This is a genomic window from Shewanella sp. 10N.7, assembly GCF_020806285.1.
In the GTDB taxonomy this organism is placed as follows: Bacteria; Pseudomonadota; Gammaproteobacteria; order Enterobacterales; family Shewanellaceae; genus Shewanella; species Shewanella electrodiphila.
The window spans coordinates 1-16,663 of record NZ_JAJGZS010000038.1; the positions used below are offsets into that span (position 1 = coordinate 1).

General features: G+C 42.2%; 11 protein-coding genes. 5 read left to right on the forward strand and 6 right to left on the reverse strand.

Features of this window, described 5'->3' with window-relative positions; all coding sequences use genetic code 11:
- From LMH66_RS18760 to hemC, 5 genes are all read right to left on the reverse strand, one after another.
- Window positions 1–5,829, reverse strand: a 5,829-nt coding sequence (locus LMH66_RS18760) for an Ig-like domain-containing protein (protein WP_229372249.1), incomplete at its 3' end; no start/stop codon positions are given.
- A gap of 390 nt (window positions 5,830–6,219) precedes the next feature.
- Window positions 6,220–7,392, reverse strand: coding sequence for a heme biosynthesis HemY N-terminal domain-containing protein (locus LMH66_RS18765; RefSeq protein WP_229372251.1), 1,173 nt, complete (start codon window positions 7,390–7,392; stop codon window positions 6,220–6,222).
- On the reverse strand, window positions 7,389–8,624 hold the full coding sequence (locus LMH66_RS18770) for a uroporphyrinogen-III C-methyltransferase (RefSeq protein ID WP_229372253.1): 1,236 nt from the start codon (window positions 8,622–8,624) through the stop codon (window positions 7,389–7,391). Before LMH66_RS18770 ends, LMH66_RS18765 begins: the two co-directional genes overlap by 4 nt.
- A 132-nt stretch (window positions 8,625–8,756) precedes the next feature.
- The gene (locus LMH66_RS18775; protein ID WP_229372255.1) at window positions 8,757–9,473 is read right to left on the reverse strand and encodes a uroporphyrinogen-III synthase; all 717 of its coding nucleotides are present in this window, start codon (window positions 9,471–9,473) and stop codon (window positions 8,757–8,759) included.
- Between the two features lie 17 nt (window positions 9,474–9,490).
- Complete coding sequence (gene hemC, locus LMH66_RS18780; protein WP_229372257.1) at window positions 9,491–10,420, reverse strand: hydroxymethylbilane synthase; 930 nt, start codon at window positions 10,418–10,420, stop codon at window positions 9,491–9,493.
- 245 nt (window positions 10,421–10,665) lie between these two features.
- Here hemC and LMH66_RS18785 point away from each other — a divergent pair, with 245 nt between their 5' ends.
- Window positions 10,666–13,104 carry a class I adenylate cyclase gene (locus LMH66_RS18785; protein ID WP_229372259.1) on the forward strand — a complete coding sequence of 813 codons (2,439 nt, stop codon included), beginning with the start codon at window positions 10,666–10,668 and terminating at the stop codon, window positions 13,102–13,104.
- A 40-nt stretch (window positions 13,105–13,144) separates the two neighbouring features.
- Here the strand turns inward: LMH66_RS18785 and cyaY are convergent, their stop codons facing one another.
- Window positions 13,145–13,474: an iron donor protein CyaY gene (gene cyaY, locus LMH66_RS18790; RefSeq protein WP_229372261.1), complete on the reverse strand. Its 330-nt coding sequence runs from the start codon at window positions 13,472–13,474 to the stop codon at window positions 13,145–13,147.
- A gap of 80 nt (window positions 13,475–13,554) precedes the next feature.
- Here cyaY and lptM point away from each other — a divergent pair, with 80 nt between their 5' ends.
- From lptM to LMH66_RS18810, 4 genes are all read left to right on the forward strand, one after another.
- Window positions 13,555–13,737 carry an LPS translocon maturation chaperone LptM gene (gene lptM, locus LMH66_RS18795; RefSeq protein WP_420709440.1) on the forward strand — a complete coding sequence of 61 codons (183 nt, stop codon included), beginning with the start codon at window positions 13,555–13,557 and terminating at the stop codon, window positions 13,735–13,737.
- Between the two features lie 23 nt (window positions 13,738–13,760).
- Window positions 13,761–15,005 (forward strand): diaminopimelate decarboxylase, encoded by a 1,245-nt coding sequence (lysA, locus tag LMH66_RS18800; RefSeq protein WP_229372263.1) that lies wholly within the window; start codon window positions 13,761–13,763, stop codon window positions 15,003–15,005.
- Between the two features lie 91 nt (window positions 15,006–15,096).
- On the forward strand, window positions 15,097–15,924 hold the full coding sequence (gene dapF, locus LMH66_RS18805; RefSeq protein WP_229372264.1) for a diaminopimelate epimerase: 828 nt from the start codon (window positions 15,097–15,099) through the stop codon (window positions 15,922–15,924).
- A 74-nt stretch (window positions 15,925–15,998) separates the two neighbouring features.
- Window positions 15,999–16,616 carry a DUF484 family protein gene (locus LMH66_RS18810; RefSeq protein ID WP_229372287.1) on the forward strand — a complete coding sequence of 206 codons (618 nt, stop codon included), beginning with the start codon at window positions 15,999–16,001 and terminating at the stop codon, window positions 16,614–16,616.
- Window positions 16,617–16,663: the final 47 nt, after the last annotated feature.

Sequence of the window (16,663 nt, forward strand, 5' to 3'; positions counted from 1 at the left end):
CAGGGTTAGGGTGACTGTGCTGTTTGGCGCGACATCAGTAGTGGTACCTGAAATGTCAGCTGTTTCTGCGCCGTCATTGATGGTGAGCGCCACATCAATTGAACCTGCAGTGGCGTCCATGTTATCGGTGTCAGCATCCGTCACGGTTTGACCGTTTTGGTCGACTGCTTGAGCATCAACAGTAATGTCACCATCAACTAGGCCAGAAATGTCTACGCCATCAATGCTGTAATCGCCATTGGCATCAACGGTCACGCCGGTGATGATTTGGACTGTGCCAGCGCTATCGGTGAGCGTTAGGGTGACGGTTGAGTTTGGCGCGACATCGGTAGTGGTACCTGAAATGTCAGCGGTTTCTGCGCCGTCATTAATGGTGAGGGCCACATCAATTGAACCTGCAGTGGCGTCCATGTTATCGGTGTCAGCATCAGTGACGGTTTGACCGTTTTGATCGACTGCTGATGCATCAACAGTAATGTCACCATCAACTAAGCCTGAAATGTCTACGCCATCAATGCTGTAATCGCCATTGGCATCAACAGTGACGCCAGTGATGACCTGCACTGTGCCAGCGCTATCGGTGAGCGTTAGGGTGACAGTTGAGTTTGGCGCCACATCGGTGGTGGTACCTGAAATGTCAGCGGTTTCTGCGCCGTCATTGATGGTCAGCGCCACATCAATAGAGCCCGCAGTCGCGTCCATGTTGTCGGTGTCAGCATCCGTCACGGTTTGACCGTTTTGATCGACTGCTTGAGCATCAACAGTAATGTCACCATCAACTAAGCCTGAAATATCTACGCCATCAATGCTGTAATCGCCATTGGCATCAACGGTGACGCCGGTGATGACTTGCACTGTGCCAGCGCTATCAGTCAGGGTTAGGGTGACTGTGCTGTTTGGCGCGACATCAGTAGTGGTACCTGAAATGGCAGCGGTTTCTGCGCCATCATCGATGGTCATAGCCACATCAATTGAGCCCGCAGTCGCATCTAATGCTTCAGTATCGTTGGCTGTGAGTGGATTGCCGTTAGCGTCTGTTGCAGTGGCGACAATAGTAATATCACCGTCTACTAAAGCAGATAAGTCGACATCATCAACTGAGTAAGTACCATCAGCATTGACAATCACATCTTCGATAACAATGGTGTTACCAGCGCTATCAGTCAGGGTTAGCGTGACTGTGCTGCCAGCAGGAATATCTTGTGACGTACCTGTGATGTCACCTTGGTTAGACCCGTCGATAACTAGATCGACTGTTAACTCAGCATCGACAGCATTTAAATCTTCAGTGTCATTGGCTGACAGGGCATTACCGTTTGAATCGGTTGCTGTCGCAACCACGGTGATTTCGCCATCAACTAATGTCGATAAGTCCACATCATCAACTGAATAAGTGCCATCAGCGTTTACTGCAATGTTTTCGATAGTGATTTCATTGCCTGCAGCATCGCTGATAACTAAGGTGACTGTGCCACCTGTTGGAATATCTTGCGACGTACCTGTGATGTCACCTTGGTTAGAGGCATCAATGATCAGATCGACCGATAGGGCACCGTCAATAGCATCAATTTCACCAGTATCATTTGCAGTTGCTGTATTTCCAGCAGGATCTGTCACTTCGGCTATTACTGAGTAATCACCTTCTGACAGCTCATTCGGTACTTCAACTTGATAGCTGCCATCAGGTTCCACAATTGCTTCGATGGTTTGCTCAACACCATTGCTATCAGTTACAACTAAGGTAACGGTGCTGCCTGGAGTTGCATCAGTTGTCCCAGTGATTAGAGGAGTATTATCACTTGCATCATCAGGAGTGCTAACAGTGATAGTTGGTGGCGTTAGATCTATATCGCCGTTGTCTTCTGCAAAGGCACCATTACCAGCACTATCAGAAACGCCTGCTACAGCAGTGTAATCGCCTTCGGCTAATGGTAAAGGAACCTCAACGCTATAAGTACCATCTGGGTTTACAATGGTTTCGATTATTTGTTCTTGGCCTGCACTGTCAGTGACAATAATTGTGACTGTACTGCCTGGTTCTGCATCTGTCGTACCAGTAATCGTTGGTGTCGTATCAGCTGAATTATCAGGTGCACTCACGGTGATCTCTGGAGCTGTCGTGTCTATATCTCCAGTGTCATTAGCACTTGCAGAGTTGCCAGCAGGGTCTGTAACAACCGCGACTACGTTATATTCCCCTTCAGCTAATGGCTCAGCTACATCAACCTCGTAACTACCGTCAGGGTTAACAATCGCCTCTAAGATTTGTTCGTTACCTTCGTGGTCAGTAATCGTAAGCGTAACCGTGCTTCCCGGAGCAGCATCAGTTGTCCCCGTAATTGTTGGAGTAGTGTCGATGTTATTATCAGGTGCATTTACAGTAATAACGGGAGCGATAGTGTCTATTTGACCATCGTCGTTATCTGTAGCTGTATTACCTGCAGGATCAGTGACTTCTGCAACAACAGTGTAATCACCATCAGCCAAAGGTTGTGCTACGTCAACTTGGTAATTTCCATCTTCATCAACAATGGCTTCGAGTACTTGCTCATTGCCTTCACTGTCAGTGACAACGATAGTGACAGTACTACCTGGTTCAGCATCTGTTGAACCTGTAATAGTTGGCGTATCATCATTACTATTATCTGGAGCGACAACGGTAATCACTGGAGGGACGGTATCTAGTAATGCACTATCGGAACCTTCAGGACTTATATTACCGGCACTATCAATAATGGTTGCTACTACTTCAATCGTTTCACCTTCAGCAGGGGCTGGCAGCGTTAAATCTATTGAACCATTATCAATATCTTCTTGGGTTAGAATAATTTCCTGACCGTTAACAACTAAGGTATCACCAGGCTGTGCACCAGTTGTTGTTAGATCAATCGTTACAGAAACTTCAGTATTACCTGCTAATTCTTCTTCGCTGATAATGCCATCGTTATTGGTATCAGTATTAATAACCACACCAGGAGCGCCATCAGCAATAGGCGTTACTTCAATGGTCAGTGTTGCAGTGACATTGGTATTAGTTGTGTACGTAATAACAGGAACTTGGCCATTCCAATCCGCATTTGGTGTAAATGAATAGCTACCGTCGCTATTTAAAACCAACACACCTTCTTCTAAAGTGACTGAGTCACCAGCATTATAGGTTTCGCCATTAACTTCAAAGCTGACAACACTTAAAACATCGTCAGTGTCTGAATCGTTATCTAATACGTTGCCTTCTGCAACCGTGTCTTCTGCGATGACGATTGCATCATTCTGCGCTTCGGTTGGGATGTCGTAATCTTCAGTTGCTGTAGCAGTGCCTTTGGCTCCATCTGCACCATAACCGTAAACAATACCTTCAATAATTGTATCAACATCATTGACTAGATCCGTCGCGTCGACCTCGACAGAGAATGTCCCGTCAGATTGCATGATTGCTTGGTATTCCTGACCATTTATGGTCAGCATGATAATACCGGTAGTGATTGACGCATCGGCGGTGACAGTACCAGTAATGGTCACTGTGCCTGTACTTTCATCTGGTGTAAGTATGTTATCACCTGTAACAGGATCGATATCTAACGCGATAGCGGTATTATCAGGTAAGTCATTGTCATAAATACGTAAAGTTGCTTGGGTATCACCTAAAACAGCATTGGTGACATTAGATAAATTAATTAGTGCAAATTCAGGGCTATCCTCAACAATTAAGTCATCGACAATTGGTACAGTGATATATGCAGTTGTTTCACCAGGCAAGAATGTAACGGTACCGCTGACATTGATAAAATCTTCACCAAATAAAGCGGTCAGTTCTTCTGAGCTGTAATCAAGAGTAATCGTTTCAGTACTAGGTTCGCTCAAGGTGAGGGTGAATAAAGCAAACTCCATTCCTTCAACTACTACAGCATAATCAATATCAACAACCGGTAAATTCGAACCTTCACCATCATTATCAAAAATGGCAAATTCTAGCTCTTCATCGTAGACGTTCTCACCAGTAACAACAGCATTGAAATATTCGGTAGGCTCAATAATAGCGTCATCAAAAATAGGGACGCGGATCATCACACTATCATTACCCGCTTCAAGGGTGAAACCAAAGATAGGTCTCGCTAAGTCACCACTGGTATCAATACCTGTAACTGTCATGGTTTGCCAAGTTAGGCCACCATCATTGGAGTACTCTAATGGGACTAAATAATCATCGGCATATTCTGCAATTGGGTAACCTAGCTGTTCACTTAATAACTCGCTGGTAAAGATAATAGAAAGTGCTTGGTCATCTTCAAAAGTCAGCTCACTATTTAAAGTAAACTGGTTAAATCCAACATCTTCAAACACATCAGGAATTTCAGCAGATAAATGCGATTTGTATTGATCTTGAGTGGCAGAACTAACGTCTCTGAATACGGTCCAATCTTCTACGCGGTAATCAATACTTAACCCTTCAAGGTCGTATTGAGTAATGCCTTCATTCAAGATGATGACATAATTGCCGTCGCCCAAATCTTGCAAGGTACCAATATCTTCAAATGCAGCGCTGAGGCGGACATTACTCACTAGCAAGTTTTGATCGATCACTTGCTGGCCAACAGCACCTTCAAGTAAATCATTAGCCGAAAAAGTAATCTGACCGTCTAATTCGTTATAGTTGTAGGTAATTAGCCCACCAGGAACCTCGAGAGTATCGATTGTACGTTCATCGTGCTCATCAGGTGTTCTATCGCCAGCAATGTCATCAATAGTATCTGCGACGTGCTCCATTGCGATAGTTTCAAACAAGTTCTGCTCATTATCTTGTCTTTCTGTATCACGAGTAAAAATAATCCCTAGTTCTGCAAGAACCTGTGAAATCATTTCTTTACCAGCTGTGGCGATATTTAGAGACTGACCTGTAGTTGGGTCAATGTAATTTGCTAAGGCTTCATGAACAGATAGTAGGATATTGATATTGGTGGCGTAGCTATCTTCAATATTGACCAAACTATTAGTGTTAAGTATTCCATCGTCTACACCGTCAGTTAGGTCGTTGTCCAAGGCTTGTAAAAAAATAGCCATGTTCTCGACGTAATCCATATTCGTGTCGGACAATAATGTCCCGGCAATATCTTGCAAAAATAATATATCGCCTTGAATTACATCAGCGCTGAATGTGGCAATGGTTACACCACCGACCATGAAAGTAATAGTATCACCGGGTAAATATGCAAATGAACCAGGAGAACCGAAATCACCGGTAAAACCAGACAAACCAGAAGAAGTAGTGAAAGAAACACCATTAACAAAATTATCGGTGAACTGAGCAACATTAAAATTGTTATTGATTAATGCATTAACCCCTTCGTCACCTAACGACAAGTTTGCTGTTATTGGGTCTGGAGCTTCAAAAGATGTATCAAAGCCTGCGGTGGCAATGGTTTCTGAACCTTCCCTAGCAAGAGAAGCAAAGTCGCTACCTCCTTCATTACCCGCTGTTTCACCAGCAGCTGTTTCTGGTAATTCTTCGGTTGGGTCTTCACCTGAAAGAATAAGTGCTTGTAAGGCTTCAATCTCAGCGAGTTCTTCAGGACTCATCTCCGTTGAAAATTGAGCTACTGAATCATCTGTTGTGCTAGTATCTGTTTGCTCTGTATTGACCTCATCACCATTTAAAATAGTGCCGTCATCAAACGTGACTACGAATGCCAAGCCATCTGCAAAATGGAGTTCTGCTCCAGCAGGAATTGATTCCCCTGGAAGAATACTTTTTGTTTGGTCATTGATGGTAAGCGAAATATCACCATTAGCTGAACTCAAAACACCATTTTTATTCGTTACAACAGAACTCATATTTAACTCCAAAACCCTATTTAGCAATGTATTTACATTTGCTGCATAAAAAATCACATTGCTATATTTTTCGTTACAAAGTCAGCGAGAAACATTAGCCGTAATGTAACAATTTTAGCGTTATATGTACCGATGGTCAATTTTTTGACCTCTGTGTAATTAGAGGTAAGGTAATGAAAAGATTTTAAAATTAATTTTTACTTGTTAAATCAACATTACTGAGTAATTAGTCGAAATTGTTACAGATTTAATAATAAAGTATGAAGAGAACAATTTGCTGAATTAGAGGAGAATTTATACGATTCAAACGAGGGTTTAGATCGATATAGATATAAAAAAACCTGCCAATGACAGGTTTTTTGTTTAGTTAAATATTCGGTTTTCTGAATATTATTCAGTAGAATTAGCTGCTTTGCGATAGCTTTGTAATGCAGCTGTATTTTCGCCAAGCTGCTCTTGAATTTGAGCGAGTGCTAACCAATTTTCACGTTTGGGGACGATCTCGCAAACCTGTAACCAATGTTTTTTAGCTGATTTAATATCGCGTTTTTGCTGAGCTAATTTAGCCATACATATTTGATATTCAGCATCATGTTCGTGTGTTTGCTCAAAACGCAGCAATAACTTTCTAACATCTTCATCTTCTGAATCAAGGATTAAAGGTAATACAGACAGTATTGCAGGATCAGGTTCAGCTTTAAGACTCTTAGTGATGAGCTTTAAAGCATCTTTTTTGCTATCGTATTGGCATAGACCGCGAGCGTATATCGCAATCAATTTAGCTTGGTTTCTTTCCGCTTTACTCAACCAATGCCAACTCTTCTCTAATTCTTGTTCGTTGGCTTCTATTGCCGCATTTAACAATGCTGTATTGGTCAAATGCTCAACATCAGTACATTGTTGCTCTGACACTATTTGGCGTTTGCGAATAGCGGGTAATAGAATTTTTAAGGCTTGCCAGTCTTGTTGCAACTGATAAAGGTCTAGCGCTAGCTTCAATACTGGTGTTTTACTTTTACTTGTTGGGTTTAATGAATCGAGCTCTGCTCTGGCTTCGGCGAGATTCCCTTGTTGAATTAAGTAGCGCGTTTTCGAGGTATTGACCGCTGTTTTAGTTAATGGATCTTTAGCTGCTTCGGCTAAATATTTATCACGGGCGTCAGTATTAAGCTGATGATGAGCAGCTCTTGCGGCAGCAAAAAGGTTTAAAGCTGGTAGTTCGCCTTTTGCTGCACCTTTTGCCATGGCTTTTTCTGCGTTTGGCCAATCTTCTTCAGCCAGTGCGAGTGCGCCTTGAAGGGTATATTTTTTAGCTGCTTCTCTGCGCCACCTTTCAGGTAAATACCGGCTATTAATGACCACATTAAGTAAGAAAATAATCAGCCATTCTACTAACTGTAATGCGCAGTAAAACAATACTAAGCCCAGTAGGCCAAATACTAAACTGGTTTCAATTTGATATTCACCAGCAGCAATGTATACGTAACCTGTATTTCCGATAATAAACGGACTAATACAAAAACCAATTAAAATGATGATGACATAGGCCAGAACTTTAATCATAACTGCGGTTCCTCAGTTGGAACCAATGAGCCAAAGGTAATCAGTTGTTGTAACAATCGAGTTGACTCAAAATTGGTATGTTTAACTTGCTCAATTTTGACAGTGATTAACGCATCTAACGCTGTCATTGCTTCTTGAGTTTTGGTTTCTTCTAAATCAAAATATTGTTGAATCCAAGTTCGAGCGAACCCAATTGATTGTCGGTAGTTCACTTCATCATGCTGGTATAAAGCAAGTTGCGCCTGTAAGAGTTTATTGCGAATATTCTCAATTAAGTACCATTGTTGATCTGGGGCCAGTAACGGCTCTAAATCTGTGGTGCGTTTACGAATAGTAATGAACCCATCGGTGACTGAGTGCCAGGTTTTAGCAAGGTTACTTTGCCAATCATCTAACGAATCCGTTATTACATGCTGCTCTGCCAAGTCTTCTGCTGACTGCGCTTTAGCGCGGTTTAACGGCAAGCTATCCAGCTGGATTAAAATACTATCGATAGTATAGATAGTACCGGCTACATCTGTGGTTTTAATCGCATTGGTTTTGGCTAAGTCGTGGGCAAGAGCTCGGCGTATAGGTAGCAGTGCAGGATCTTTCATTGCTTCAATACGGTCATCCGCAGAACTTAATAGGCTGGCCGCTGTTTTAGGGTCATTTTCAAGCCATAGCTTTCTTCCCGCCATACGGACTAAGTATTCAGCTTCCGATGCCATCCAATGGTTTGGATTGCGTTGGGCAATAGTGGCCACACGCTCTTGTAATTGTTGATGTGATTTAGCCAGTTGATTTTGCTGCTGGTAAGCCAAGCTATCATTTTGCTGTTGTATTTCTAACTCAGCGATACGTCTTTTGGGCTCTATTAGGGCTTCAGTCACTTCATTGCTGATAGCTTGAGTCTGCTGATTTTTAGTTTGCAGTTCAATTTTTTGGCTTTCAAGTTCAACGAGCAACAGGTAACTAATGCCAATGCCAGCGAGTGCAATGATGAGGCATAATAAAATGCTCAATCTTACCCACCACGAACTTTTTCTATTTGAAGTAGATGCTGCATCGTCACTATGACTTTCAGTATCGACGATCTTAGTTGATGAGGGGGGAGTTGATTGAGCCGTTTGCTTAGTACTTGGAGTGGTACTGGTTTCAAGTTCAGTTGAAGACTCAGCCTCATTATTCACTGATTCAGCGGTTGAATCCTTGGTATTTATTTGACTTGAGTCTTGCTTATTGTTTTCCATGAGCTGTCCTTGAGTGCCTAGTGTGGCTATTTACTAGTGCGACCATTTACTGCGCGACATAAATATCGAGTGATAGGGTACAAGTCTGGCAGGATTAAACAAGATCGCAAATAACAGACTTTGCTTTAATGATTAAAGAGATAACGCCTGTAAAACAGCTTGAGTATTCGCGCCATTAGCATTAGTGACGTGACAAAGTCCTGCTGTTTTTGCCCTTTGTTCCACTCGGTGACTTGGGACTATGATATGACATGATTGCAACCATGCAAATAACTCTTTTGGCACAAGATTAATTAGATTAACAAGGACTTCGCCGCTGGTGACCACAATTGTGTCTATTTGGGCTGCCTGCCAGTGGCTGCAAACGCTTTGTGCATCAAGCTTTGGCATAACTCTTTGGTAAACTTCCCAATAGTTAACTTTAGCTTGTCTTAAGGTTAATTTTTCTGCAATGGTTTCTCTACCACCAACCCCTCTGACGATGATAATTCGCTGATGTTGGATCTCAGCAAGTGACGAAAGTGAGAGCAACCCTTCACTATCTTGGCTGTTTTCAGGGGCAACTTCAGCTTGAATATTGTATTGGGTTAATGCATCAGCAGTCGCTTGACCGACAGCGTAGTAGCGGCAATTTGGAAACTGACCTTTAAGTGATTGAGCGGCAAAATGAACTGCATTGGTGCTGATAAAAATAATACTGTCAGCTTGAGAGAGTTGATGGGCTTCAATAGGGGAGAGTGTTGCAGCAACAGCTAATAAAGGCGTGACAATAAAGTCGACGCCTTTATTTTTAAGCTGCTCAGCCATCGCTTGATTGCGCCCTTCTGGGCGCGTTAGCAAGACTTTCATATTTTGACTTTGCCTGATTACTTGTTGTAAACAGCGTCTAAAATAGTTTTTGCGCCACGGCTTAGTAAATCTTCAGCTAGTGCTTCACCTAGTGCAACAGCATCAGTTTTAAGTCCAGATACAGCGCCTTCAATGACTTGACTACCATCAGGGTTACCCACTAAACCACGTAAACTTAAGGTATCACCTTCGATTTCAGCATAAGCACCGATTGGCACCTGACAACCACCTTCAAGGCGAGTGTTCATAGCACGCTCAGCAAGTACGCGGTAACGAGTTTCTAAATGCTCAAGTGGAGCAAGTAGTGCTTTAACACGTTCGTCATTCATACGGCATTCAATACCTACAGCACCTTGACCGTTAGCTGGTAGTGAATCTTCTGCAGAAATAAAGCTAGCAATACGCTCATCTAATTTAAGACGAATAAGTCCAGCTGCTGCAAGGATAATGGCATCGTAATCGCCACTGTCTAGTTTAGCTAAACGTGTACCTACATTGCCGCGTAAGTCTTTGATGACAAGATCTGGGCGGGCAGCGCGAATTTGGCATTGACGACGTAAACTAGAAGTACCTACTACAGCACCTTGCGGTAATTCTGCAATTGTTTTGTAGGTATTAGATACGAATGCATCACGTGGATCTTCACGTTCACAAATAACTTGTAAACCTAACCCTTCAGGGAAATCTACTGGCACATCTTTCATTGAATGCACAGCGATATCTGCGCGATCTTCAAGCATGGCAACTTCAAGCTCTTTAACAAATAAACCTTTACCACCCACTTTAGCAAGAGGCGTATCTAAAATAACGTCTCCTTTAGTGCTCATTGGCAAAAGTTCAACCGTTAAACCTGAATGAATACGTTCAAGTTCAGCTTTAACGAATTCAGCTTGCCACATAGCCAGTGGACTTTTACGAGTAGCGATACGAATAACATTTTGAGACATGCTAGAGAGTTCCATCGATAGACTTAATTGCGACAATGCTAACATTGCCTGTGGGCTTATGTAACAAACCGATAGCGATTGTTTGAACTATGCACATCTTTTTTTTGTGACGTAGATCTCATTTACTGGCGTATTTAAATAAAAGTGATACCATGAACAAGTTATTGCTAATGAATTTATCCCTAATTTAAGCGAGTGTTTACTTAAATGTGTGTGTGAATAAGTCGTAAGGTGATAGTACAAGGATGGAAGCCTTGATAGAAAAAGTGCCTCGCTCAGCTGAAATTGCCAACCAACTTAATCTCGTTCGCTATGAACGAGCTCAATCTCTGTTGTCACCAAAACAGCAAAACCTGTTTGATCTCATTGCTTACCTTATTCAGCATCATCACCCGCAATTGCCTGGTGGCAATTCAGCATTAACGCCATTCGGTATCAATCAATACCAGGATTCTACAAAATCACTTTCGGCATGTGATGTTTTTAATTTGCCTAAACTGACTTCAAACGCCGCAGAACCTTGTTCTTTTGAAGGCATTTATGCCATGGGCAGCACGGCAAGCTTTGGTCAAAACCCTAAAAGTGATGTTGATGTATGGCTAGTGTATAAGGCCAACTTGAGCAATGCAGATTTAACCTTAATTACCGAGAAAACCACAGCATTGACTCAATGGTTTGCTTCTTTAGACTTTGAAGTTAACTTTTATCTGGTTCACCCATTACAATTTCGCGAGTGCAGTGCCTTTGAAAACTGTTATAGCTCGTTAGGTGAAGAGCACAGCGGCAGTACCCAGCATTGGTTATTGTTAGAAGAATTTTATCGCTCCCACATACGTTTGGCGGGAAAAACCGTTGGATGGTGGCCTAACTCTAATCAAGATGAATCGGTATTATTTTTAGGCGACGTGCAATCCATGCCAGCAACTGAGTATTTTGGTGCGTCCTTATGGCAATTGTATAAAGGCTTAAACAAACCCCATAAAGCGCTGCTTAAAGTATTGTTGTTAGAAACGTATGCTGCTGATTATCCAGAGTCTCATTTCATTACTGCGCAAATTTGGCAACAATGTGAGCAAGGTGATTTTTCTGAATCTAATGACGCTTACCTTATTTTATACCAACGTATTGAAAGCTACTTATTAGCTAAGCATGATATCAGGCGTTTAGAAATTGTCCGACGTTGCTTTTATCTTAAATGTGGTGTGAATTTAACCAATGCGTGTGTCGGCAATGATTGGCGACGCAATAAAATGCAGCAATTAGTTAATGACTGGAACTGGCCACCAAGTTTATTAGAAACCTTAGACAACAGCCAACATTGGCATTCCGGTCAATTAAAGTTGTTTAACAAACAGCTCAATGAACTGCTATTAATCAGTTATCGCACCCTTTTAGAGTTTGCCTCAAAACAAGCATTGAGTGATCGCTTTAGAGTTGAAGAACTCGGCATGCTGGCGCGTAAACTCCATACTTACTTTAGTGATGACGAGCATCAATTATTGCCTTTAAACAAGCTATGGAGTCGTTCGGTGTTTGAACCGAATATGACCATTATTCATAGCCTCAAAGAGTCGCGCTATTACCTTTATCGACAACCATTAAAATCAGGTCAGCTGCTTGGAGAGTCATCTATTATCAAAGCAGATACGCCCACAGCATTGATTGCTTGGTCAGCGATGAATGGGATTTCTGCAGCCGACACACATTGGCAAGAATATGGCCGTAAAAAGCACCGCTCGAGTGCGTTAACCGACCTGGCCAGTCGCTTAGTGCCTTTATTAGCGACAACCAATAAAGTTTCCAAAGCCGAGTTGTGCCAGCCGTATTTTTACAAAAAAGTCATTGTCGTTGCCAATGTGGATGGCGATCCCACATTAAAATGGCAAGGCCAAGAAATCATGATCGATTATATGAATGGCAATGTGTTTTCCTTAGGTAAAAAGCAACAAAACATGCTGTCTACGATTGATTTAATTTGCCTCAATAGCTGGGGCGAATGGCAATGTCATCGTTTTAAAGGCGAACAAGGTTTACTAGAAGCCCTAGCGTTTATCGCTTTAGGCTTAAAAGGCACGCCTGAGCAAGTTGATATTCAAGTGGTTAATTGCGCAGAACGATTAAAAAAACAAATCAACGATGCGTTATTGGCAGTATTTACTCTGTGTGTAAAATATTGTCATGAAGCAAGAGAGTCCTCAGCCTTGATGCACCCTATACAGTTATCACATAAACGCTTTGGGTTATTCTTCAATTCAATGGGGATGGTATATAAGGAACTCAAAGGCGATGACGTCAAAGTCGCGCCAATAAAAGTAGAGCGATTTAAAAAGCCTGAGTTGACGGCGCCAGTGGCAGTATTAAAAAAAGATCCTTACCGCAGTATCCCTAGTGTAATTAAACTTTATATTTCCAAAGGCGCGAAACAGTATTTTTTAAGGCAACGACCGGATGCGCTTGATGTGTTTATCATTGATGAACTCAATCAATTAAAACATCAAATATTTGATGATATGTCGATGAAAGAATTAGTTGAAAAAGAAAGTCATAGCTTTGCTTTTGAGCGAGATGAGTCATCACTGCACTATTTTAATATGCCGCAATTTTTTAAATTGGAACGGATTGACGGTGAATTGAATGTCGTACCTTTTGGTATTGCAATGAACGAATTGAGCTCAGATATTTAAGCTCAATTCATTCTTATTTAGCATCATCAAGTCGATGGTGTTAAATAGATAGCGCAATGCCGCTCTGTTTTGTAATCGCGTCGATAACAAAAGGCATGAACTCACTATTGTTACGCTCATCAAACCATTTGCCGTCAACAAACGCGAAATGGTAACCACCAGTGCGGCTAGCTATCCATAACTCATGTAAAGGCTCTTGCTTGTTGATGACAATTTGCGAACCATCTTCAAATTCTAACTGCAATACATTACCGCTTGCGAAGATATCGACATCGGCATCTTGTTCATCAATAGCCGCTTCGATGGCGTTTTCAATCTTGCCGAACATCTCATCTGCGAACTGATGAAATTCTGTATCTGTCATAGCCATGTATTTCTATCCTTGTACTTCCTAGGTTATGAATGCGATTATAAGGCTATAACTCCCCATATGCATAGATGTTGAGAAAAATGAGACTGTTTTTATTAGTAATGCTTGCTAGCCTATCGATTATTGGCTGCGGACAAAAAGGCCCGTTATACAAATCTCCTGAAGTTGAAACCAATCAGGAAGAGCGAAAATCGCAAGAGCCGACTAGTGAACAAACCCAACAACAAACTCAAGAGCAGTCTCAAGAGTCGACACAAAAATAGAACAATTTTAAAGGAAGCGCATTTTGGATTATTTTAATTATCAACAGGATCAACTTTTTGCTGAAGACTGTTCTGTTGCTGAACTTGCCCGTACCCACGGCACGCCGTTATATATTTATTCACGTGCGACGTTAGAGCGTCATTGGAATGCATTTGATAATGCAGTAGCCGATCACCCACACCTTGTCTGTTATGCGGTTAAAGCAAACTCGAATCTGGCAGTATTAAATGTACTTGCACGTTTAGGCAGTGGTTTTGATATTGTCTCAGGTGGTGAACTTGCACGTGTTATTGCCGCTGGCGGCGACCCTAAAAAAGTGGTGTTTTCAGGTGTGGGCAAAACAACAGCTGAAATGGAACAAGCACTGAATACCGGTATTTATTGTTTCAATGTTGAATCAAGCGCTGAACTTGAATTATTAAATGAGGTAGCAGGAAAGCTAGGAAAAGTAGCCCCTGTTTCACTGAGGGTTAATCCTGATGTTGATGCAGGCACACATCCTTATATATCTACCGGCCTTAAAGAGAACAAATTTGGTATTGCGATGGACGAAGCTGAGCAGGTTTTTGCTCGTGCACATGCGTTACCGAACTTAGCCGTTAAAGGCGTGGATTGTCATATTGGTTCACAGTTAACTGAAATGCAGCCATTTTTAGATGCCATGGACCGAATGCTAGCCTTAATTGATCGTTTAGCAGCCAATGGTATTGAAATTCATCATTTTGATGTTGGTGGTGGCTTAGGTGTCCCTTATGATGATGAAACGCCGCCACATCCAGATGTGTATGCCGCTGCGTTACTTGAGCGTTTAGGCGACCGTCCACTTAAATTAATTTTTGAACCAGGCCGTGCGATTGCAGCCAATGCAGGTATTTTTGTTACTGAAGTGTTGTCACTGAAAGAAAACAGCGATAAGCGTTTTGCGATTGTTGACGGTGCAATGAATGATTTAATCCGCCCAGCGCTTTACAGTGCATGGCAAAATATCATTCCGGTACAATTAACTGATGCACCGAGTTTTGACTATGACGTTGTAGGTCCAGTGTGCGAAACCGGTGACTTTTTAGGTAAAAACCGTCAGCTCAATGTACAAGCGGGTGACTTATTAGCGGTGCGTTCAAGCGGTGCTTATGGTTTTGTAATGGCATCAAATTATAATTCACGCCCAAGAGCGGCTGAGGTCATGGTCGATAAAGATCAAAACCAAGTGATCCGTGAGCGTGAAAAGCTTGAGCAATTGTGGCAAGGTGAGCATTTACTGCCTTAACGGTATTCACAGCCTTTAATAGCATTTACCGCCTTAATAAGGTTAACTGATTTTATTAGGTTTATTTTTTAGTTCGATAAGGGAAACTCTTTTGATCCAATTCACCAAGATGCATGGACTGGGTAATGATTTTATGGTGGTTGATGGCGTAACACAGAATGTGTTTTTTTCGCCAGATCAAATTCGCCGTTTAGCTGACCGAAATTTCGGTATTGGTTTTGATCAGCTATTGTTAGTTGAGCCTCCTTACGACCCAGATTTAGATTTCCATTATCGAATTTTTAATGCCGATGGCGGTGAAGTAGAGCAATGTGGCAATGGTGCACGTTGCTTTGCGCGTTTCGTGCGTAATAAAGGCTTAATCAACAAGTATAAAATTCGCGTCAGCACTAGCTCAGGAAAAATGACGTTACGACTTGAGCGTGATGGTACTGTGACCGTGAATATGGGTGTACCTGTGACAGAGCCGGGGAAAATTCCCTTTCGCGCCAAACGTCCTGAAAAAACCTATTTATTGCAAACCCCTAAACAAACGTTTTTGTGTGGTGCTATTTCAATGGGCAATCCGCATTGTGTACTTGATGTGGATGACGTTGACACCGCAGAGGTGGAAGAAATTGGTCCAATGCTGACTAAGCATGAACGCTTCCCTAAGGGAGTGAATGTGGGCTTTATGCAGGTTGTGGATCGTGGCCATATTAAATTAAGAGTCTATGAGCGCGGCGCAGCGGAAACACTCGCTTGTGGCACAGGTGCTTGCGCAGCCGTTGCAGTTGGCATATTACAAAATAAATTAGACAGACAGGTAAAAGTGGATTTACCTGGCGGCCGCCTAACCATTAATTGGGAAGGTGAAGGAAAACCATTATGGATGACTGGGCCAGCTGAACACGTATTTGATGGACAAATCCAGTTATGAGCGACGCATTCAACACCAAAAAATTATTAGCAGAAGATGCCCAATCGGCGGCAGCTTTAGGCACTGATGTAGTAATGGAAGATTTACCGATTGATGAGCTCATGATCCGTGAGTACTTGCTCGACAATCCTGAGTTTTTTAATCGCTATCCTGAGCTTTTAGTGGCTATGCGTTTAACGCACCATGAGCGTGGTTCGGTGTCCTTAGTTGAGCGTCGTCAAGAAATGCTGCGTGAACGGGTGACTCAACTTGAAGAAGAAATTACTTCTTTAATGAAAATCGCCACAGAAAATGAAAAGATATTTCGCTTTAATAGCGATTTATCGATGCAGATCTTAAAGTGTGAAGATTTAGGCCAGCTCAGACAAGTTTTATCTGGAAAGTTAAAGGCCGAGTTTGGTTTTACCCACGTAAGGCTAATAACCGTGCATGATATCGACAGCGAATTGGCGAAGATTTGGCGTCAACGAATTCAGCAAGGTTATTACTTTGGTCGTTTAACGCAATCTGAATCGAAACGATTATTTGGCACTGAGGTGGGCTCGGTAGCACTGACCAAATTATCAGATGAAAATGGTCAAGTTATTTTTGGCGTAGCGTCTGCTGATGCCGCCCATTTTCATCCTGATATGGATCATCTCTTTTTCCAACAAATTAGAGACCTTTTGGATCATATGTTGCCAAAATTCTAATTGGTAACCGACTCGCTCAACGCTCTGTTAAGCAATGACTGGAGGCA